The sequence below is a fragment of the Dyadobacter sp. SRI_021 genome (genome assembly GCF_057586235.1).
Genome location: NZ_JBYCZM010000004.1, coordinates 653,802 through 676,865, shown reverse-complemented (window position 1 = coordinate 676,865; position 23,064 = coordinate 653,802). Strand labels below are relative to the sequence as shown.

General features: G+C 51.2%; 10 protein-coding genes. All 10 read left to right on the top strand.

Features of this window, described 5'->3' with window-relative positions; all coding sequences use genetic code 11:
• The first annotated feature begins 94 nt into the window (after positions 1–94).
• A complete protein-coding gene (locus AC2YIT_RS15755; RefSeq protein ID WP_487279773.1) occupies positions 95–3,637 on the top strand; it encodes a SusC/RagA family TonB-linked outer membrane protein in 3,543 nt (1,180 codons plus the stop codon).
• A 16-nt stretch (positions 3,638–3,653) separates the two neighbouring features.
• Entirely contained in the window at positions 3,654–5,501 is a 1,848-nt protein-coding gene (locus tag AC2YIT_RS15750) for a RagB/SusD family nutrient uptake outer membrane protein (RefSeq protein ID WP_487279772.1), read from the top strand.
• Positions 5,502–5,519: 18 nt separating this feature from the next.
• On the top strand, positions 5,520–8,681 hold the full coding sequence (locus AC2YIT_RS15745; RefSeq protein WP_487279771.1) for a SusC/RagA family TonB-linked outer membrane protein: 3,162 nt from the start codon (positions 5,520–5,522) through the stop codon (positions 8,679–8,681).
• A gap of 10 nt (positions 8,682–8,691) precedes the next feature.
• On the top strand, positions 8,692–10,488 hold the full coding sequence (locus AC2YIT_RS15740) for a RagB/SusD family nutrient uptake outer membrane protein (RefSeq protein WP_487279770.1): 1,797 nt from the start codon (positions 8,692–8,694) through the stop codon (positions 10,486–10,488).
• Positions 10,489–10,499: 11 nt separating this feature from the next.
• A complete protein-coding gene (locus tag AC2YIT_RS15735; protein WP_487279769.1) occupies positions 10,500–11,465 on the top strand; it encodes a DUF1735 domain-containing protein in 966 nt (321 codons plus the stop codon).
• 573 nt (positions 11,466–12,038) lie between these two features.
• Positions 12,039–15,092 carry a SusC/RagA family TonB-linked outer membrane protein gene (locus AC2YIT_RS15730; protein WP_430846398.1) on the top strand — a complete coding sequence of 1,018 codons (3,054 nt, stop codon included), beginning with the start codon at positions 12,039–12,041 and terminating at the stop codon, positions 15,090–15,092.
• Positions 15,093–15,128: 36 nt separating this feature from the next.
• Positions 15,129–16,796, top strand: a complete 1,668-nt coding sequence (locus AC2YIT_RS15725) for a RagB/SusD family nutrient uptake outer membrane protein (protein ID WP_430845451.1) — start codon at positions 15,129–15,131, stop codon at positions 16,794–16,796.
• 210 nt (positions 16,797–17,006) lie between these two features.
• The gene (locus AC2YIT_RS15720) at positions 17,007–20,204 is read left to right on the top strand and encodes a SusC/RagA family TonB-linked outer membrane protein (protein WP_487279768.1); all 3,198 of its coding nucleotides are present in this window, start codon (positions 17,007–17,009) and stop codon (positions 20,202–20,204) included.
• A gap of 27 nt (positions 20,205–20,231) precedes the next feature.
• Positions 20,232–22,061, top strand: coding sequence for a RagB/SusD family nutrient uptake outer membrane protein (locus AC2YIT_RS15715; protein WP_487279767.1), 1,830 nt, complete (start codon positions 20,232–20,234; stop codon positions 22,059–22,061).
• Between the two features lie 87 nt (positions 22,062–22,148).
• The gene (locus tag AC2YIT_RS15710) at positions 22,149–23,045 is read left to right on the top strand and encodes a sugar phosphate isomerase/epimerase family protein (RefSeq protein WP_487279766.1); all 897 of its coding nucleotides are present in this window, start codon (positions 22,149–22,151) and stop codon (positions 23,043–23,045) included.
• Positions 23,046–23,064: the final 19 nt, after the last annotated feature.

The window sequence follows — 23,064 nt, the reverse complement described above, 5'->3', positions numbered from 1 at the left end:
GTCCGTGTGACTTTTCCGTGCTAAGAGTTGGCGCTCAATCAGGTAACGGGGAAAGTCACGTGTAATGAACGTGAAATTCAAAACGATCAAAAATATGCAATATAAACTACTACGACAAATTGTAGCGATGTCTAGGTATGCGGTTATCGGGACGGTTTTGCAATGCATTTTTGCGGGTTTATTGTCGGCTTCCGACGGTAAGGCCCAGGAGCAGAGCATTGAGAAAATCTACATTTCCATCGACCTGCACAACGTGCCGCTGGAAGATGCCTTTGTGGTGATCAACGACAAAACCAATTTCAACTTTCAGTACGATCACAAACTCGTACGGAACAAAACGGTTGACCTCAGCTTTCCGCAGGCGAGCGTGGGGAAGCTATTGCGACATATTTCGCAGGAAACGAGCCTCAGTTTCAGCAGGGTCAACGAAACCATTTATGTTTCCAATGCCAAAAAGCAAGCCGTTACCGAAGTGCTCAACGGCGCCTCGGTGTTCAAGGCATCGGCTACGGGCAGGCCCGAGGCATTCGCAGGTTCTGTTGAGGCCTATCATGCACAGCGGCTGCGCCAGGTGATGGACAATGCGATTGCCTCGCTGACGGTGACGGTGGCCGGAGTAATCCGGGACGAAAACGGGATAGGCCTGCCGGGCGTGAACGTCGTCGAGAAAGGGACGCTCAACGGGCTTTCTACGGATACCGAAGGTAAATACAAAATTACCGTTACCAACAATGCTTCGATACTGGTATTCAGTTATATAGGATATGTTTCTCAGGAAATACAAGTGGCCGGCCGCAGGTCGCTGGATGTGAAGCTTGTACCGGAAAACAAGGCGCTGGAAGAGGTGGTCGTAGTAGGTTACGGCACGCAGCGCAAGGAGAGCGTAGTGGGAGCTATTTCGCAGGTCGACAACAAAGCGCTGATGCGCTCGGGTACATCCAACGTCACGAATGCACTTGCGGGCAAGCTTTCGGGGGTGCTCACGATGCAGCAGAGCGGTGAGCCGGGCAGCGACCATTCAGAGATCGTGATCCGCGGACTTTCGAGCTGGAACGGCTCGCAGCCGCTGGTGATGGTGGACGGCGTGGAGCGCGATTTCCGCGACATGGATCCGAACGAGATCGCCACCATTTCGGTGTTGAAGGACGCATCGGCCACAGCCGTTTTTGGCGCGAAAGGGGCCAACGGGGTCATTATCGTGACGACTAAACGCGGGACGATCGGCAAGCCTAAACTGGACTTTACGGCATCTTATGGTCTGGCAAAGGCTACCCGTATTCCTGACCACATCAGTTCCTACCAGACGATGTCGATGTACAATCAGGCGCTGATGAACGGCCAGCAGTTCACCGACCTTATTCCGCAATACGCATTGAATGAATACAGGAATCCCTCCACACCGCTCAACGGCCTGCGTTATCCGGACGTGAACTGGTTCGATCTGATGACCAAACCATTCGCAACCAATGCGAATGCAAACTTTAATGTGTCTGGCGGGACTAACTTCATCAAGTATTTCGCCTCCCTGGGGTACGCCTACCAGGGTGATTTTTTCAAAGCCTATCACAAGGGCTACGACGATACCCGGTATTGGTATAACCGGTTCAATTACCGGACCAATATTGACTTTAACCTGACCCGCAGCACCACCTTGTCGCTGAATGTGGGGGGAGAAACCGGCATTAAAAATCAGCCCAGCAATTCGCCCTGGCGGAACCTGTATTCGACCGGGCCGTCGCGTTACCCTGCCTATTTCCCCGCGTGGGTGCTCGAACAGGTCCCCGATCCGGATTATCCCAATGACCGTGGCGACCGCCTTGCGATGAACTTCGGGGAGTTTACCGGTAATCCTTACACCTCCATGAACCAGGGGTCGTTCAACAGATACCTGGACTCAAAATTGTTCACCGATCTCATACTGGATCAGAAACTCGATGCGATCACCAAGGGGCTCTCAGTGAAGGGCAAGGTGTCGATGAGCACCTACTATCGCAATCGGTCGCTGACTGCCAGCTACTCATTCCCTGAGTACCAGCTCAATTACGATAAGATCGGGACCGAAGAGAACCCGTGGTTCAGGGCGGGGCAAGGCAACGAGATTTTCCAGCAACCGCCGCTGGATATCAATGTGGGGGAGTTGGAAAATGATTATTACAAAGATTTTTACTATGAACTCTCGGCCAGTTACAACCGGGCGTTCGGCAAGCACAACGTGAGCGGGCTGGTACTGGTGAACCGCCAGCAGAAGGATAAAACCACCGAATTTCCTTATTACAACCAGGGGCTTGTAAGCCGCGCTACCTATGATTATGCCAACAAATATCTGCTCGAACTCAACGTGGGCTACACAGGCTCTGAGCGTTTCGCGCCGGGTATGCGGTACGGCTTTTTCCCGTCGGGGGCGATTGGCTGGGTCGTCTCCGAGGAGAAATTCTTCAAAGACCGCCTCCCGTGGATCAGCAAGCTGAAACTGCGGTATTCGGATGGTAAAGTCGGCAGTGACATCGCGGGTAACCGGTGGCTGTATCTGAGTGATTATTTCAAAGATAATGCCGGATATATCCACGAAGACCTTGGCCCGAACCTTGTCTCACAATGGGAGGAAGCCCGGAAACGGGACTTCGGTATCGAGATAGGTTTTTGGAACGACACTTTTACATTCGGTGTCGACTTGTTCGACGAACGCCGCAAGAAGATGCTCCTCGATCCGCGAAGTGTGACCATGCTTGTAGGTAATTCATTTAAGGAGCTCAATCTTGGGCGGCTAAAAAAGCACGGCATCGAGCTCGAAGCGGAATATCGGAACAACACGGCCTCGGGCCTTAGTTATTTCGTAAAAGGGCTGTTCGGGTTCAACGAAAACCGCATTCTTTTCAAAGATGACCTTCCTTACGCTTTCGATTACCAGAAAGCTGCCGGCAAACCGCTGGGTGCGCAGCTCAGTGGCGTGGAACTGACCGGCAGCGGCTATTACACTTCGGTGGATGATATTCACAACAATGTGGCCGCCATCGACCTGCAAAAACTAAATGTAGGTGACTACAAATTCCTCGACTACAATGGGGATGGCAAGGTGACGAACCTCGACAAATACCCGATCCCAGGCTCCGATTATCCGCCCATTACCTATTCATTTTCGGCAGGGTTTTCCTGGAAAAAATTCGATTTCAACTTCATGTTCCAGGGAAACGTGGGCAAATATGTAGAGTTCAACCAGCCCTATGAAGTCGAGTTTATCAAAGGTGACTGGCGCGTGCACGCCTCGCAGCTTGACTACTGGACGCCTACCAATCCGGGAGCGAACCACGCCACCTTGCACTACTCCGGCGGCGGCAGTACCGATAACCTCTTCTGGGGCGGCGGCGAGGCCGACAGAGGGTTTGATATCATGATTGAAAACCGGTTCTGGCGCAACTCCAATTACCTGCGTCTGCGGGAGGTGTACGCTTCTTACACATTCAACTCCAAATTCCTGCGGCGGGTAATTGGCACTTCCAACCTGGTGTTTTTCGTGACCGGCAATAACCTGTGGACCTTCACAAAACTCATTGAGGGCGACCCCGAAAGGAAGGATTTCAACCAGGGTTTCTATCCCCAAATGACCAGTGTAAAATTCGCCATCAGGGCGGCATTCTAACCCAAACCAACAGACGATGAAAAGATTAATTACGATACTGTGTGTACCGGCGCTGTTCATTTTGCTTTTGGCTTCGTGCGTAGAAGATTATCTGGACAAAGCGCCGGAGTCGGGGCTGACGGAGGCGGATGTTTTTTCCAAATACGAAAACTTCAAAAAGTTCTTCGACGGCATTTATGAGGGCAACAAACTCGATGGAACCACCTGGCGTGCCTATAACATCAAAACAGGCTATTCACTCTATTTCGATTTCTGGGACCAGAAATATACCATGGAAGCGCTCACCGACATGAGCGACATGGGACGCGTAATGGATGCACAGGTAATCAAAAGCGGCCAGATTTCGGCCATTATCAACAAAATGACCTATGACCCGTCGCGTCGGCCTATCCTGGGGTCGATGTTTTCCATTATCCGCAAATGCAATATGACCTTGAAAAACATCGGGATGCTCAAAGATGCCAGCCCGGTGGATATCAATGATTTCAAAGGCCAGGCGCACTTTATCCGTGCGTTCGCGCATTTTGAGCTGTTCCGGTTATGGGGGCCAATGCCTTACATTACCAAAGTGATCGGGCAGGACGATGAATGGGATATTCCAAGACTTTCAAAAAGAGAGACGCTCGTCCGTATCGCAATGGATATGGACTCGGCCGCCGCCTATTTCGAGCAGGCCGACCTTATGCGCCGCGACCCGGGCCCAGGGGTAGCAGGGCACCTGAACAATCCTGAACAAAAACGCCCGACGGGCGTAGCGGCGAAGGCATTCAAAGCGCGTGCATTGCTTTATGCGGCTAGCCCGCTGAACAACGAGCAGGGCAATGCCGATTGGGAGGCGGCGGCCAAAGCTAACTGGGAAGCCATTCAGATCGCCGAGAAATATGGCTACGACCTGCTTTCGCTTGCCGACTACAAGAAGAATTACATCGGTACCACCTATTCCAACGAACAACTCTGGGCATGGTATGCCGGCACGAAAACCTACAACGACGGTACTTTGAACGGCCAGATGAATGGTGTCTTCGGAGGCGGGAAAACAGGCTGGTCGGGAGAATGTCCTACTCAGAATACCGTCGATAAATTTGAAACCAAATGGGGCGAGCCGTTGAATACTCCGGCCGATCGTCAGGCCGCCACTGCCGCAGGGCATTACAGTGAGCAGGATCCCTACAAAGACCGCGACCCGCGTTTTTATATTGACATTATCTACAATACCGCACCGGTACCTGGCTACGGTAACGCCAAAATCTACTACGAAACCAAAGACGGAGCTGCGGTGTACGGTCAGCTTCTCGACCAGTCTTACGCAGGCATTACGCGCACGGGCTATTACGAGCGCAAGACCTGGGGTGAGCAGAGCGTGAACAACAAAACCACACCGCAATATACCGACCCGCTGATCCGCCTCGGGGAATTGTACCTGAACTACGCTGAGGCGGCCAACGAAGCCTACGGCCCGAATGGCGCGGCCCCGGGCTCGTCCCTCACCGCTTTGCAGGCGCTCAATCGCATCCGCACGCGTGCGGGTATGCCCGATGTGTTGCAGGCATACACGGGTTCGAAAGACAAGCTCCGCGAGCGCATCAAGAATGAACGCACCATCGAGCTTTGCTTCGAAGGAGGGCATTATTACCACGATATCCGCCGTTGGAAAGACGCTCCGAAAGTAATGGGCGGGACGCTTTACCGCATGGATGTGGAGAAAGTGCCCGTGAGCACTGCTTACCCGACGGGCTTTAAGTACACCCGCATGCCGCTCTCGGCAGATCGCCAGACGCGCTGGAAAGAAGCGATGTACTACCTGCCATTCAACACGGAAGATATGTACAAAATGAAAAATTTCGTCCCTAACGAAGTCTGGTAACCCCTAACGCTCAATCCAATGATGAAAAAAGTAATCCATTATACAGCGCAGGCGGCTATCGGAATGATGATACTCTGCCTGCTGTGGGGCGGCAGTGTACTCGCCCAGGACAAGCCGGCCAAAAAGCCTAAGCCGGTGAATGTAAGCCTTAAAGTGACTGACGAAAGCGGCAACCCGATTCCGAACGCATTGGTGGTGGTAGGAGAGGGGCAGATCCACGCTGAGACCAATGAAAGCGGCGATTTCGATTTCGAAGCACTGCCAGAGGATTTTGTGACGGTTTCCTCATACGGTTACAGCAAGTCGGTGTCGCTTGTAGGCGATATTGTGACCAACAGCGTGGTGGAACTGAAAAAAGCCAAGTTGTTCGGCACAGCCGATGACGCGATACCTATGCCATTTGCGAATATCCCGAAGCGGCTGGCCACAGGGAGTTATGTGACTTTAAAAACCGCGGATCTTGAAAAATACCCCACCAACGATCTCCGTAACGCATTTTCGGGGCTTGTCAACGGCCTGGAAGTGGTGGAACGCGACGGCTCTCCCGGACTGACGGCCGAAGAGGAGCTGGGCAATTTCAGGATCACGGAGAAAATCGGCCTCGCTACACGGGGCCGCAGCCCGATTTTCATTATCGACGACATCCCGACCGACATTACCGAAATGCCCATCGATCCCCAGGAAATCGAGTCGGTGACGATTATCAAGGACATAGTGGGTAAGGCTATGCTCGGACCGAGAGGAGCGGACGGCATTATTTACATTAAAACCAAAAGAGGAAAGGTCAACGAACGCATCCTGAGCGTGAATGCCGAACAGGGTGTAAGCCTGGTCGACAGGTTCCCCGGCTGGGCGTCGGGGGCGGAATATGCGGAGCTGAATAATGTGGCACGGACCAACAGTTTGCTCTCGCCGCTGTACAATGAGAATGACATTGCCGCATATGCAAAGAATGACCCGTACGATCTCTATCGGCCCAGCGTCGATTTCCGGCGGATGATGTTGAAAGATTCGAAGCCATTTACGCGGGTAAACCTGTCGTCGACCGGAGGGAATGAGACGGTGCAGTACAATGCTTACCTGGGCTACAATGGCGAAGGGGATATTTACAAGATAGGGGCTAAATCGGATTACAACCGTATCAATGTGCGATCGAACATCGACATTAAAATCAATCCCCTTATCAAGGTCAAATTCGACTTTTTCGGGGGGCTTACGCTTCGGCGATCGGCCAACTACGGTTATAATGCCAACTTTAGCAGCGAGGACGGCAATACCAACACCGCGCTCGACCTGGTGGAGTTCAACTCGGTTATGAACGACATAACCAACACCCCACCAATCGCATTTCCGGTATATGCAGCATTTGCCGACAACCCGGTGGCACCGTGGTACGGGGTGAGTTCCAATTATAAGACGAACCCGATCGGTAACCTTATGCACAATGGCTATTACACGGAAACCGGCCGGACGGGCGCTTCCAACCTCACTTTCGATTACGATCTGAAAGAACTGGTACCAGGCCTCAGGTCGACGACCTACGCCGGGTTCAACCTGTTCAACAGCTTGCGGATCGGAAAGGCCGAGGATTATATCGCCTACATTGTAACGCCCGGGAAAACCGATACCGGCCTGGATACGATCAGGCTCTCAAAAGTTCACGACGGTGTGGATATGGCTGGTCAGGCGAAGCTGCATGACTACTACTCACAGCGGTTTGTGGTTTATGAAAACCTCAGCTACGAGAAAAGCTGGAATGTGCACAGCATTCAGGCCGGGCTGACCTATTATCTGGGTAAATTGTCCCGGAACGGGATTGAAGAGCCTCAACGGCAGCAGAATGCGGTGTTCAATGGGGTGTACTCGCTGAAAGACCGGTATGTATTTCATGGCGTGCTCAACTATGCGGGCACTTACAGCTTCGATAAAGGCAAGCGTTATGCATTGTTTCCTGCGGCCGGTGTGAGCTGGGTGGTTTCGGAAGAAGGCTTTTTTAAAAGTTTAAAAGGTATTGATTATCTCAAAATCAGGGCGGAAGCCGGTATGCTCGGCTACGAAAGCTTCCTGCCGCCCTTCTACTATCTCGACCGCTGGGGCGTGAACTCGACGGGCACGGCATTCGGGCCTTATTCGACCGGACAATGGTTTGGCAGCAATACCGACAACCTGGTTTACCGCACCTCGCCGGGCCGCATCGGCAACCCCGACCTGACCTGGGAAAAACGGAAAGAATTCAATATCGGGATTGACGGTTTGTTCCTGAAACGCAGGCTTTCAATTGAAATTAACTATTTCAATAACCTGCGCGACGGCATCGTGTCGCAGCTAGCCAATACCGTGCCACTCGTGGCGGGCATCTCTACTGCCCGGCCCTGGTATAACTACAATAAAATCAGAAGCTTTGGTATGGAGGCCGCGTTGCAATACACCGAACGTTTGGGAGAGTTCCGGTTTTCGATCGGCGGTAATGCAACTGTGCAGGACAGCAAAATCCTGAAATGGGATGAACCTAATTTTCGCTTCGGTTATCAGACGCGCATTGGTACGCCTGCTGATGGCTATTGGGGGCAGACATACATCGGCAAGTTCGCCAGTGATGCAGAAACCGACATCATACCGCAGATTTACGACGAAGATCTCAAAGCAGGCGACCTGAAATACCGGGACATGAACGGCGATGGCGTTGTGGATGACAACGACCAGAGCCGGATCGGCAATGTGGCGCCACGCCTGGTCTACGCATTGAACCTCAAACTTACCTTCCGGAATCTGGAACTGACCGCTATTGGTACGGGCCGGGCATTCTATCAGATTCCCTTCACCAATAAGTATTTCTGGAATGGCTGGGGTGACAACAACTACTCCGATTTCGTGAAGGAAAATATAGGAGGCCAGTATCCGCGGCTTACCTACTATAAGGTTAACAACAATTTCGTGTCTTCCGATTTCTGGCTGCGCGATGGCGGGTTTTTCAAGATCCAGAATGTGGAGCTGGCCTATAATGTGCCGGTTAGGCTGGGCAATATAATCGCCGCGCGCGGCATACGCGTGTATGTACGCGGGGCCAATGTGCTTACATTCTCCAAAATCAAAGAAGTAGACCCGGAATCAGTGAACTCGGGCATTTCCGCTTATCCGTTGTTCCGCACATTTTCGGGAGGGGTTAAACTGACATTTTAAAGCCAGAGCTATGCATTTGAAATCATTTTGTATCAAAAATATCCTTTCCCTGACCATCGCGATGCTGGGGCTCGCGTCGTGTGTCGATTACCTGGAACCTTATCCGAATGGCAACAGAACCACGGACGACATCTGGAAATACCAGGATATGGTGCAGGGGCTTGTGGGCCAGTGCTACGATAACATGACCCGCAATTACAACGACAACGAAGGCGTTTTCCTCGACGGCGCTACCGATGACGTGGTCATTACCAGCACCACCCATCCGCTCAATCGCCTCGCAGTGGGTGCTATGCCTACCAGCCTCGATCCGTTCAGGACCTACTGGGACAGGGATTACCGCTCTATTTATCTTTTAAATCTTTTCCTCAAAGACCGCCGGGGTTACAATACCCGCTTTCTGGTAGACCCGCATCTGGATAGTCTTGTAAAAAACCGTTTGCAAGGCGAAGCGTTTGCATTGCGGGCTTGGTTTCAATGGGATTTGCTACAAAAGTTCGGCGGAATGGCCAACGGACAGCTAATGGGCTTCCCGATCGTGCTGGACCCGGTAGATATCAAAGCAGAAACGAACCTCGCGCGCAACACATACGACGACTGCGTGAAGCAGATCATCGCCGATTGCGATTCGGCCTATAAATACCTTCCCGTCGCTCACCGTGATTTCCTGGTCAAGGACGTGAATGACCGGGCTTATGCCGGAGGGCGCTATTGGGGGCGGATGGATGGCATTACTACGCGGGCCATCAAGGCATTGGTATACCTTACCTGGGCGAGCCCGCGCTTCAACCCATCGAACGACATGACGCGCTGGGATCTTGCCGCTCAGAATGCGAGGGAGGTGATCGATTTCAAAATGAAGACCGACGCCGTGACCAATGGCTTCAATCCAACAAAGGCGGTAAACTGGTTTGATCCCAACTTCCCCGGGATTATCTGGGCATCGCGCTATAACAATGCGAATGATGCCATGGAGCGGATGTTCTATCCCGGTGGTTTTCAGGGCACCGGTTCGGTGGGAGCGACGCAGGACCTGGTGGATGCGTTCCCGATGAAGAACGGTTACCCCATTACCGATCCCCGCAGCAAATACGACCCGGCAAACCCCTACGCCGACCGTGATCCCCGCTTTTACGCCACGATTTTCCATAACAATGCCAGGGCTGTGAAAATCAATAGCGATAAGGTGATGTATACTTTCGAAAACTGGCAGAATGCCAAGGATGCCGCCGGTCCGGCGGTGAACAGCCGTACCAATTACCATATTAAGAAAATGGTATTCATGGGGTTGAACTGGTCGGATAATTCCATCAACCGCCAGCCACATTCGAAGTTCTTCATCCGCTGGGAGCACATGCTGCTCACGTTCGCGGAAGCTGCCAATCAGGTAGAAGGTCCCGATGGCGGCAAATATGGTATGTCGGCCAGGGATGCGATCGAGTACCTTCGTAAGAAAGACAATACCGACGGAGGGAAGGGCTTCACCTCTGATCCGTACCTGGCCGAGGCTGCTTCCAAAGGCAAAGCGGTTTTTGACGGGTTTATCAAAAATGAGAGAAGGATCGAAACCTGTTTCGAAGGCATGCGCTTTTTCGACCTGCGCCGCTGGACGACCAACCTTACCGAACTGAATAAACCCGTACGAATGGCGAGAATCACCCGTAATTCGGACGGATCTTTTGAATACAAACTCGACGAAGTGGTGGAAGCACGGTCATACCGATCCGCATTTCTGCCGATTCCATATGACGAAGTGCTTAGAATGTCTAACCTGGTACAAAACGATGGCTGGGAAGCCTGGAAATAAATATAAATGCTATGAAAAAAAGAATTGCTGCTGTCCTCGGGCTGACTATGGCCCTGAGCGCCTGCTATGACGATTACATCAAGGATTTCGACTATACCTCAGTCTATTTCATGTACCAGACCAACGCGCGGACGTTCGTGGTAGGGGAGGGTATGACGATAGAGGTAGGCGCTGCGCTCGCAGGTGTGCGCGAGAACAGGCAGGACCGCGTGGTAGGTTTTCAAATGGATGCGACGCTGATTAATGCGAGCGCGCTGGAAGCGATGAAAACCGGCGCAGGCTATATTCGTGAAGCGGTCAGCGGCGTCGATACGCTGAAACCGCTTCCTGCCGATTACTTCACGATTTCGGATAATTCCAGAATGGTGATCAAGGCAGGCACGCATATGGGCTCGGTGGTAATCAAGGCCGATTCCGCCCGGTTTCTGAAAGACACCGCTACAATCCGCGCAGGCTATGCGATCCCGTTCTACATTACCTCCGCCGACGCCGATTCGATCGTGCGCGCCAAGCGGTCCGCTGTGGTGGCACTCAAATATGAGAATATGCTTTTCGGGAACTATTGGCATGGAGGTGTGACGACTGTGAAAGACGCCGCGGGCAAAGTGATAAAGACCGTGAAGTATTATACAACCATCCCCTCGCCGGAAGCCAAGATTTTCAAACTGAAAACCGTGGCGCCTGATGCACTCGTGACCAACATGATCAGCGACCAGGAGGGCTCGTTTAAGATTACGCTCGATGGAAATGCGATTAAAATCAGCAAAGCCGATGGTTCTACGGTCAATGTGAAGCCCGATGGAGCGAGTACTTTTAACCGGGCAAAGCTGTTGCAGGAGCGGAAGTTGTTTCTGAGTTATAAGTATGAAAATGAGGATGGTACCACCTCGTTCGCACAGGACACGCTGACATTCCGGAACCGTATCCGCGACGGTGTGAACGAGTGGCAGGACGAAAATCCGGACCATTATAAATAGGTGTCAGGTTACCGCTTCAACAACAGATCAAGTGCCGTATCTGTTTGGTAATACTCTTACTTAATATTGTTTAAGTACAATATTTTGAAGAGCCTTGCCCGGCAGATATGGCATTTTTGTATTCATTTGTGCGAATATTTTATAATAAAATATTGAAACGAGCCTATTTTGGCAACGTTCCCGATAACGATTGCATAAATAAACTTCCAGGATCGTTTTCAATTTTCTTCCCGAATCTCTATTCTCCGAAAGATTTCCGAATGGTACTATTAGTACAATAAATAGGCTTATTGAAATTGTTCAAATGGGCTTACGCCCGGAAATCAAAAATATCTTATCATCCCTAAGCCTCTTCCAGATAAAATATTTTAACAGATTAGTTACAAATCTGTGTTAAGTAACTCTATGTCTATTTGTAACTATTGATGGAAAAAATATAATTATTTGTAAGGGTAATCTATCGAGTGATCGTCAGAATTGACAGTTTATGGTGAACTACTATTAATGGTTAAACAATCAATGCGTATGAAAAGAAACTTTACAAGTATTGGCCACTGTATGATGCGTTGGGCAATGGCTGGTGCGGTGATGACGGGTTTTACAGGGCAGGCCTTTGCGATGAGGCCTTCAAATCCGACCATCAGAGTTATCGACAGGACAGTTTCAGGCAAGGTGACTTCCGTGGAGGACAACCTTCCGGTTCCGGGTGTTTCGGTAGTACTCAAAGGAAGTAAAAGCGGCACCAATACCGATGCCGATGGTACTTTCAAAATCAGTATTCCGGAAGACAATGCAGTCCTCGTGTTTTCAGCAGTCGGTTTCGTAACGCAGGAAGTCACTGTTGGAAATAAAAGCGTGGTGGACATTGTGCTAGCCAGCGATCAGAAGATATTAACGGAAGTCGTGGTTGTGGGTTATGGTACGCAAAAGAAAAGCCAGCTGACGGGTGCTATTTCGTCCGTTGGTTCAAAAGAGATTAATGAAATGCCTATTACCAACCTTGGGCAGGCGCTGCAAGGACGCGCGGCCGGGGTGGACGTGACGCAGTCGGGTTCAAAGCCGGGAACAGTGCCGAAAATCCTGATCCGTGGTCGTCGTTCGTTCAATGCGGGTAACGATCCTTTGTATGTGGTGGACGGTATTCCTTTGGCGGGAGGCTATGAAGATATTAACCCCAGCGATATCCAGTCGATGGAAGTTTTGAAAGATGCTACCGCCACAGCGATCTATGGTTCGCGCGGTGCGAACGGGGTTGTGATCGTGACCACCAAGCGTGGTGGCGTGAAAGGCAAAACGACCGTTAGCTACGATGGCTATGCAGGGGTTTCCAAAGCACTCGATAAAGTAAAACTATTTAGCGGCCCCGAATTTGCCGAGTTCGTGCGCGAAGCGTACCGTGCGACTGGCGGTTATAAAGATGCTGCCGGCAACGCCATCCCGACGGGGGTGATCAATGCAGAAGCCGATGCAAAAGTGGCAGTACTCGGAGGTGACCCTAATGTGGCCAAAGGTATCGCCAATGGTACCAGTACCGACTGGCAGGACCTCGTAGTGGGCACCGGCATGATGCAGAGCCACTCCGTGGGTATCCAGGGGGGGAGCGACCGCACCCAATTCTACATTTCCGGCGGTTATTTCCGGGATAAGGGGGTTGTGAAAGAAGCAAACTTCACCCGTTTCTCGCTGCGTGCGAATATCGACCACAATGTGAATAAATGGCTGAAAGTTGGTCTTTCTTCCTACATGATGAACAGCATCCGTAACGGTGAGAACCTGAATACCTACGGGATGACAATCAATCAGAACCCGCTCGCCGTGCCGTACGATGAAAACGGCAAGCTGATTTTCTCGCCTACCAACGACGCCTTGCTGACCAACCCGCTTGCGGAACTGGTGAAGGGAGCACAGGTTGATCAGATGAAGCGTTACCGTATTTTCAATAGCCTTTATACGGAGTTCAGTATCCTGCCGGGTTTGAAATACCGCGTAAACTTCGGTCCGGACTTCAATATTTATCGTTACGGACGTTTTATCGGCTCGATGACCAATGCCAGAAAGGGCGGGGATGCACAAGCCAATACCGGCAACGCAATCGGTTTCAACTGGACACTGGAAAACATTGTGAATTATACCAAAACCTTCGGAGGCAAGCATAACCTGAATGTCACTTTGCTGCATTCTATTCAGCGTGACCGCACGGAAGCATTCACCTCGTCGGTGCAGGGAGTACCTGTTGAAACGCAATCTTTCTATAACCTGGGCGCAGCAACAACCGTATTTTCTCCCACTAGCGGGCTGGTTGAATGGACGATCAATTCGTTCATGGGACGTGTGAACTACGATTACAATGACAAATACCTTGTTACTTTGACAATGCGTCGTGACGGTTCGAGCCGTTTCGGTGAAAACAGCAAGTATGGTAACTTCCCGGGTATTGCGGTAGGTTGGAATATCGGTAACGAGGATTTCCTCAAAGGCATCAGTTGGATTGATCTTTTGAAAGTACGTGCAGGATGGGGTAAAGTGGGTAACACCGGTTTGGCCCCTTATCAGACACAGGCGTTCCTGGGCCGTACCAGCTATGCATGGAACACAACGGCGGCGTACGGTTACCGCCCCGGGACGATCGGAAATGCCGATTTGCGCTGGGAGTCATCTGCTACTGCCAACGTAGGTCTTGATTTTAGCCTGGTTCGGGGACGTGTACAAGGTTCATTGGAGTTTTACCAAACCAATACCACCGATTTGCTTTTGTCTGACCAGCTTCCGGGATCGATCGGTTTCAACGCTGTTACCCGCAACGTGGGTGAGACCCGTAACCGTGGTATCGAGTTGGGCGTGACTACAACGAACATCAACACCAACAGCGGTTTCAAATGGACCACAGACTTTACATTCACTAAAAACACGGAGGCTATCCTGTCTCTTTATAATGGAAAAGTGGATGATCTCGGTAACGGATGGTTCATCGGCCGTCCTTTGAGCACGGTTTATGATTACCGGAAAATCGGTATCTGGCAGACTAACGAAGCGGATGCTGCGAAAGCGGTTAACAGCGAAGTGGGTCAGATCAAGATCAAAGACATCGATGGCGACGGCAAAATCAATGCGAACGACCGCGAGATCATTGGCTCCGACGTGCCTGATTTCAGCGCAGGTATTACCAACCGTTTCAATTTCAAAGGCTTTGACTTCTCGTTCTTCTTCTTTGCACGTGTAGGTAACCTGATCCGCAGCGAGTTCCACAGGAACAACAATGCGCTGGCTGGCCGCTATCAGCAAATGAAAGTGGATTACTGGACGCCAAACAACCCGACTAATGAATTCCCTCGTCCGAAAAGCAACCAGGAGTTCCCCGTGTACGGCAGCACGCTTACCTACTTCGATGGAACGTTCGTGAAATTGAGAAACGTGAATGTGGGTTATACATTTACACCGGAAATGTCGAAAAAGCTGGGAATGGAGTCGCTTCGTTTGTATTCAAGCATCCAGCAGCCGTTTATCTGGGCAAAATACCGCAGCAAATACAACGGCGTTGACCCTGAAACAACCGGCCTCGCAGCAGGTGGTACAGGCGTAACCCCAGCTACAATGGTGATCACATTTGGTGTGAACGCGAAATTCTAACGGCCTGGTTTTGAAATTTTAAAAAGATACTGACAAATGAAAAATATAAGAAAATCGATTGTGGTGTGCGGTATGGCAGCATTGATGCTCGCAGGGCAGGGGTGTAAGGATGTGCTCGACGAGAAGATCATCTCCGGTGTCGGTAACGACTATTTGAACACCGCTAAGGGATTTGAAGATGGGGTGAAAGCGGCGTACTCGTCGCTGCGTTTTTACTACGCAACCCAGCAGGGGCTGACTTTGACCGAATATGGTACGGATATCTATGCAACAGGTGCTGATGGCGGTTATAAAGGCTTCCATTTCTATGACGGCCAGCTGAACCCGACCGTAGATTACCTGGCAACGACCTGGGACGAGCTTTACAGAGGTATTAACACCTGTAATGCGGTGATCGAACGCGCCCCGAATGTGACCGGTGTTGCAGATAATGTAAAGAAACTGCGTGTTGCCGAAGCCAAATTCCTGCGCGGGCATTACTACTATCTCTTGCACCAGCAATATGGTGGCGTTGATCTTCGCCTGACTGAAACTTTGGTTCCTACCAAGGAAACCAAGCGTGCAACCGATGCGGAAATGTATGCGGCGATCATAAAGGATCTGAGTGATGCGGTTAACGATCTGGAAGCAAAAGCACAGTCCAGCGATTATGGCCGCGCTACCAAGCCTCACGCACAGGCGTTGCTGGCGAAAGTGTATCTGGCCAAAGCGTATTCAACAGAAAAAGCGGCAGACGATTTTACCAAGGCTGCCGATCTTTTAAAAGAGGTTTCTACCAAATATGGTTACAAACTGCTCGACGATTTCTCGGCTGTATTCGATGAAAACAACCAGAACCATAGCGAGGTCGTATTTGCAGTACAATACACTACCGACCCTTTGACGAACGGAACCGGCAACAGCTTGCACCTCTATTTCGGGATGCAGTACGATGTGCAGCCGGGCATGAAGCGGGACGTTTATTGGGGCCGCCCCTTCAAACGTCTGAGACCGACCGAATACCTGCTCAATACCGTCTTCGCCGATCGCGTCAACGACTCGCGCTACAAAAAGACTTTCCGCGACACATGGTTGTCCAACAACCCCGGAACCTACAATGCGGCGTCATTCGATGATTCCAAAACAAAGGTGACGTTTGCTGCCGGCGATACGGCGATCTTTATTCCGGGCTATGAAATGACCAAAGAGGTACGCGCCACGAAAAAATACCAGGTGCTTGTACCCAGCAAATATTCGGAAGCCTTATTCCCAACCTTGCAGAAGTTCTTCGATTCAAAACGCCCTGACATGACTTATGAACAAGGAAGCCGCGACTATTACGTAGTGCGTCTGGCGGACGTTTATCTGATGCTTGCCGAGGCATTGCTGCAATCGGGCGATAAAGCTGGCGCTGCCGAAGCGATTAATATGGTAAGATACCGTGCGGGCTGGCCGGGTAAAAAGGACAAAATGCTGATCGACGCCAAAGACCTTACGATGGAGACGATCATCGAGGAGCGTGCACGGGAGCTGGCCGGTGAGCAAACCCGTTGGGTAGACCTCAAACGCTGGGGACTGCTTGTGGAAAGAGTGAAAAAATATAACCCGCAAGCTTCTGCGATCCAGGCCTACCATGTGGTGAGACCGATCCCTCAGACACAGATTGACCGGAGCGCGAAAACATCTGACGGCAAGTCGGTGTTCCCTCAGAACCCTGGATACTGATCGGTTTCGAAAATAGCAGATCAAGAGGATGGTTGCCTTGTGCCGCCATCCTCTTTTGTTTTTGAGAGGGGGCTCTAAAAAAAAAGCTACCGAAGAATCAATGGTATTATCCGGCTGAAAATTAGGACTTATTCTGCGTGCGGGCGGGCTGGAATCGGTGGCGTCAGGGTGGTATATTTCACCTATAACATCATCTTAATCCACTTACCTATGCACATCACAAAAGGATTTTTCACCTCCTTGCGACGCGCGATCGGAGCATGCATTTGTGCGATATGCATGTACCCGTTGCTGTGCGCCAGTGTCGTCGCGAACCCGGTCGCGGAGCTTGGCCATGTAATGCGAGCCGAGAAAACCATTACCGGTACCGTCTTGGCCAAAGAAGGAAATACGCCTATTCCAGGTGTAACGGTCGTTGTCAAAGGAACCAACCAGGGCACGACAACCAATGCAGATGGCAAGTACACGATCGAGATCGCCGGTAACTCGGCGGTATTGGTATTTTCGGCCGTCGGTTATGTCACGCAGGAGCAGGAAACGGGTAATGCGAGTGTCCTAGACATTTCGCTGGCCACGGATCTGAAAACGCTGAACGAAGTCGTAGTGGTCGGCTACGGAACACAGAAGAAACGGGACCTCACAGGCGCCGTGTCACAGGTGAACGCGACCCGGCTTGAAAACGAGAACCCGCAGTCGGTACAGGATGTCTTGCGGGGGAATGTACCGGGTATGAATGTCGGGTTTTCGACCTCGGCTAAAGGCGGCGGGAGTGTCTCGGTGCGGGGGCAGAATTCTATCAATGCAGGTTCCACCCCGTTGATCGTACTCGACGGTACGATTTACAATGGTGGTTTGGAAGATGTCAATCCCAATGATATCGAGACGATTGATGTCTTGAAAGACGCAAGCTCCTCATCTGTATTCGGGGCTAAGGCGGCCAGCGGCGTTATCCTCATCACAACCAAAAGAGGGAAGGAAGGCAAGCCGGTCATCAATATCAACAGTAATTTCGGGTTCGCGGAAGTAGCCAGGAACCAGCCGGTGCTCAGTCCGCAGGGATTCATCAGTTGGCGGCAGGAAGTAATGCGGAATATCAATGCCACGGCCGAGCCTGCGCGCTTCGCCGATCCGAATCATCTTCCAGCCGGTGTAACCCTCGACCAATGGCTGGCCTACGACGGCTCCACGGGCGATCCGACGACGGTTTGGCTTCAGCGACTGGGCATGCAACCCATCGAAATCCAGAATTACAAGGATGGCAAAAGTGTGGACTGGTATTCCAAAGTATTTCAGAAAGGTTTCAGGCAAGATCATACTGTAAGCCTTTCCGGGCGCAACGACCGCGTTTCCTATTATATGTCTTTGGGTTACCTGAATAATGAAGGCATTATCGTAGGTGACAAATACAGTACTGTCCGCGCACGCCTGAACCTTGAAGGTAAAGTGAACAAACATTTGTCGGTGGGAATGAACACGCAATTTGCGCGGCGCGACGAAAGCCAGGTACCTGTCAACTACGATCTGGCGCGGACAATTTCGCCCTGGGGTTCGGAATTCGATGCAAACGGCAATTATGCCTGGCGACCCAATGGAGAGGCCAGCGGTGGCAATCATCCTTACTATGCCCGCCAGTTTATCAGTCGCGACCAGGGTGCCCAAACATTGAATTCCGTTTTGTTCGCCAAAGTAGGCCTGCCTCTCGGGTTTACTTATCAAATCAATTTTACGCCCCGTTTCGACTATACACACCGCTATAATGCCGAATCCGCCAAGCACGCCGAATGGGCTGCCGAGGGTGGCCGGGCCTCGCGCAAGGACTCGACCGTGTTCAACTGGCAGGTCGACAATATCCTTAAATGGAACAAGACGATCGCCGGAAAGCATCAGATTGACCTTACTTTCCTGGCGAATGCCGAACGCTTCAAAAGCTGGCGCGACAGTATTTCCAACAAAGGCTTTGCCCCGACGGACGTTCTCGGGTATCATAATATCCAGGCAGGCGGCTTGCCGGTGGTCTATACCGATGACCAGACCAGCACCGGCGATGCGTTGATGGCGCGCCTGTTCTATTCGTTCAAGGACAAATACATGCTGACACTGTCGAGCCGGCGGGATGGCTACTCCGCTTTCGGGCAGAAGAATCCGCGGGCTGTATTTTCGTCTGCGGCCGTGGGGTGGGTGTTTACGGACGAAGGGTTCCTGCACTCTAAATGGCTCAGCTATGGAAAACTGCGGCTTTCGTACGGAAACAACGGCAACCGCGACATCCCGCGCTACGACGCCCTGGCCGACCTCGCTAGCGGCAAATACCTGCATGTGAAACCGGATGGCACTGTGTATCAGGTTAGTCAACTCTACGTAAGCCGGATGGCAAACCCGAATTTGAAATGGGAGAAGACAAATGCATTGAATGTTGGACTTGACTTCGCATTGTTCAACAACCTGGTAGAGGGGAACGTCGAGTTTTACAAATCGACCACCAAGGACTTGCTCGTGAAGCGTGCATTACCCAATGTGCTGGGATTTGACAACGTTTGGGATAACCTGGGCGAAGTGCGGAACAAAGGGCTGGAAATCAGCTTGAACACGAATAATATGCGGCGTGAAAACTTTACGTGGCGCAGCACATTCAATTTCCAGCTCAACCGCAACAAAATCGTGCATTTGTACGGCAATATGGTTGACATCAAAGACAGTAATGGCAAGATAACCGGCCGCAGAGAAGCCGATGATGTTACCAACCGCTGGTTTATTGGTCATGCGCTCGACGAAATCTGGAACTACCGCATCCTGGGTGTCTGGCAGAAAGAGGAGGAAGCCGAAGCTGCCAAATACGGTGTAAAACCGGGAGATTTCAAGCTGAAAGATGTGAACAACGACGGCAAGTTTACCAACGACGACAAGGAGTTTCTGGGTTACACTTCCCCGCGTTTCCGGTGGACATTCCGCAACGAGTTCAAACTCTTCAAAAGCCTGGATGTTTCGTTTATGATCTATTCCTACTGGGGACAGAAAGGGACTTTTAACCAGATGAAAAACCGCGATGGCTTCGTGGACCGCACCAGTTCCTACGTGTTCCCTTACTGGACCGAGCAAAACCGGCAGAACGAATGGGCGAGATTGTATTCCAGCGAGGGGTCGGCAACGGGTTATGCGGTTTACAGAAGCAAATCATTTGTCCGGTTTGAAAACCTTTCCGTGGCTTACACTGTGCCGAAAGCCGTTTCGCAGAAAGTGGCCGTTCAAAATCTGCGCATTTATGGTAATGTCCGCAACATCGGCTTCTGGGCACCGCAATGGAATTTCTGGGACCCCGAAAATGGCACGAACGGAACAACTAACAATAGCTTAGCCACATCGGTACCGAGCCCACGCATTTATACGATCGGGCTGGACATTACCCTGTAATCACTATCACACAAAACTGCATGGATTATGTTTAATCAAACTTCAAAATATATACTGGCATTGATCCTGGTGGGCGCAGGGACGGCGATTACGTCCTGCAAGGAAACGTGGCTGAAACCCGAACCGCTTTCGTTTTATGAGCCGGACCTGACATTCAAAGATCTTGGCGGGTTGAAAGCGACGCTCGTCGCTTGTGAGCGCAACCTTCGGCTGGAATGGTATGGCGACGCAATGCCGATGATTACCGAATCGATTTTCTCGGATATCGCCGTAGAGGGTACGACCGACAAATCAGGCCCGGCGCAAAACCTGAACCTCCTTATTACACCCGATGCGCAACTCAACCACATCGATTACAATCGCATCGGCTGGTATTGGCTGGAAGGCTATAAAGGGATTAAGTATGCCAACACGGCCATTTCCCGCATTGATTTGCCTACTTACAAAAACGAGCAGGAGAAAAACGAATTACTCGGAGCGGCCTATTTCCACCGCGCTGCGCGCTACTACCGGCTGACGCAGCAGTTCGGTGATGTGCCATTGATCCTGAAAGAAATTAACGGTCCGAAACTCGATTTTCAAACCACAAAACGGGAGGTAATCCTTAAAAAAATGAAGGAAGACCTCGAATTCGCCGAGCAATGGGTGCCGGCAGTAACCGACAAGGGAACCGTAAACAAAGGCTCGGTGAGCCATTTGCTGACGAAGGTGAATCTTGCATTGGGTCTGTTTGACGACGCGATCAAATCTGCAACGAATGTGATCGACGGAGGTACGCACAAACTGATGACTTCCCGGTTCGGAGCCACTGCAAATGACGCGACCCGGAACGTGATCTGGGACCTGCACAGGCCTCAGAACAAGGCCATTGCAGCGAATACGGAAGGTCTGATGCTGGTGATCGACCGGTTGAATGTCGAAGGAAATGTCGAGGGGGGGATGCTTATTATGCGCAACGCTGTTCCGCTTTGGTTTAACAACATTAACACGCCGGCTGGAAATCGGGGTACGATAGACACTTATGGCATCGAGATCGATCAGGTTGTGAAATATGGCCGGGGGATTGGACGCTTACGTCCGACCGATTACTCGCAGAACCAGATTTGGGACGACAAAAATGACTTGCGCCACGCGCCGGGGAATTGGATGCGCATGGAGGATATCTTATATAACAATCCAAAGCTTGTTCAAGATAAAGACAGTTATTACGGCAAGAACTTGCAGCTCAAAAACGCGGAAGGAGTTGTACTGACGATCGACACCATACGCTGCTGGTTCGACTGGCCGCAATACAAGTTATTTGTCGAGGATCCCTTGCGCATACAACCTCAGGGCGGCAATACCGATTGGTATGTGTTCAGATTGGCGGAAACGTACCTCCTGCGCGCAGAAGCGTATGCGTGGAAAGGGGATCTGGCGAAAGCAGCCGAAGATGTGAATGTTGTGCGTGCCCGCGCGAACTGCGCTCCGCTTGCAGCAGGCAAGATCAATATCGGTACCATTCTCGACGAGCGCGCAAGGGAGCTGTATTTCGAAGAGCCGCGGAAGACCGAGCTGACGCGCATTGCCTATATTTTCGCACAAACCGGCAAGCCGGCGCCCAACGGAAAAACATATACCCTGGACAAATTCTCCGACGACAATTACTTCTATGACAGGATAATGGAGAAGAACGATTTTTACAACAAGGGTGTCAAAACGCGCCACGCCGACGAGTACACCATGAGTCCCTACCACGTGTTGTGGCCCATCCCTCAATCCGCGATCGACGGAAACACGCAGGGAAGGATCAATCAGAATAAGGGATATGCGGGGTATGAGAAGAATGTGCCTCCGCTAACGGAGATACCGAAATAAATTCGTACACAATGACCCGTCAATAGCGGGTCATTGTTGTTTTATGTCGTCTGGAGTTATGGATTTTTACATTAATCTAAACCTGAAATGAACAGACGGATTTTTCTGCAAAACACTTCACTTGCGATGGCCGCTACCATCGCAGGTACCGGCTGGCTGGAAGCCGCTATAAAAAAAGGCGATATTAAAATCGGATACTCTGCAATCACCTGGGGTGGGAAGGACGAACAGGCCATCGCCGAACTGGCTGGGTTGGGCTTCAAGGGCATTCAGCTACGGGCGAATACCTTCGCCCCCTATCGCAGCAAGCCTTCCGAATTGAAAGCGGCATTGATTAAGAACAATCTGACGCTCTGTATGTTTTCCAGCGGTAATGTCGAGATTGACCCCGCTAAATTTCAAAGTACAGTGGATACACACGTAGCGCACGCAAGCTTTGTGAAGGCATTGGGCGGTAACGCCCTGCAGCTGACCAACAGCCTTCGTCCGAAAGACCGTGCTCCATCGGTGGAAGAACTGAAAAAACTCGCGCAGGTGATGAATGAGGTCGGCAAGCAGACCGCCGACCTGGGCGTGCAGGCCGTATACCATAACCATATGAACCAGCTCGGTGAAACTCCCGAGGAAGTGGATGTGATCGTTCAGGCCATGGACCCGCGTTACATCAAATTGTTGCTGGACATCGCGCATTACAAGCAGGGGGGCGGCGAACCACACGAGGCGATCATCAAGTACAAGGATATTCTGCATTCGCTGCATTTAAAAGATACCAAACCCGCCGAGACCAAAAGCGGCTATAAGTTTGTGGAACTGGGGCAGGGCAGGGTGGATGTACCTGCGGTTTTCAAGGCGTTGGATAAAGTAAAGTTCAAAGGCTGGGCCGTAGTGGAGCTCGATGGGATTCCTGATCCCGAGAAAACGCCATTGATTTGCGCCGAAACCAATAAAAAGTACATCACCGAGGTTTTAAAATATCCATTGTAGTCCGAACTGTATTTGTAGG

What these genes read in the sequence shown, in the direction of transcription:
- AC2YIT_RS15725 (WP_430845451.1), top strand. Translation starts at nt 15,129, where the DNA reads ATGAAAAATATAAGAAAATCGATTGTGGTGTGCGGTATGGCAGCATTG.
- AC2YIT_RS15735 (WP_487279769.1), top strand. Translation starts at nt 10,500, where the DNA reads ATGAAAAAAAGAATTGCTGCTGTCCTCGGGCTGACTATGGCCCTGAGC.
- AC2YIT_RS15720 (WP_487279768.1), top strand. Translation starts at nt 17,007, where the DNA reads ATGCACATCACAAAAGGATTTTTCACCTCCTTGCGACGCGCGATCGGA.
- AC2YIT_RS15740 (WP_487279770.1), top strand. Translation starts at nt 8,692, where the DNA reads ATGCATTTGAAATCATTTTGTATCAAAAATATCCTTTCCCTGACCATC.
- AC2YIT_RS15715 (WP_487279767.1), top strand. Translation starts at nt 20,232, where the DNA reads ATGTTTAATCAAACTTCAAAATATATACTGGCATTGATCCTGGTGGGC.
- AC2YIT_RS15730 (WP_430846398.1), top strand. Translation starts at nt 12,039, where the DNA reads ATGGCTGGTGCGGTGATGACGGGTTTTACAGGGCAGGCCTTTGCGATG.
- AC2YIT_RS15755 (WP_487279773.1), top strand. Translation starts at nt 95, where the DNA reads ATGCAATATAAACTACTACGACAAATTGTAGCGATGTCTAGGTATGCG.
- AC2YIT_RS15710 (WP_487279766.1), top strand. Translation starts at nt 22,149, where the DNA reads ATGAACAGACGGATTTTTCTGCAAAACACTTCACTTGCGATGGCCGCT.
- AC2YIT_RS15750 (WP_487279772.1), top strand. Translation starts at nt 3,654, where the DNA reads ATGAAAAGATTAATTACGATACTGTGTGTACCGGCGCTGTTCATTTTG.
- AC2YIT_RS15745 (WP_487279771.1), top strand. Translation starts at nt 5,520, where the DNA reads ATGATGAAAAAAGTAATCCATTATACAGCGCAGGCGGCTATCGGAATG.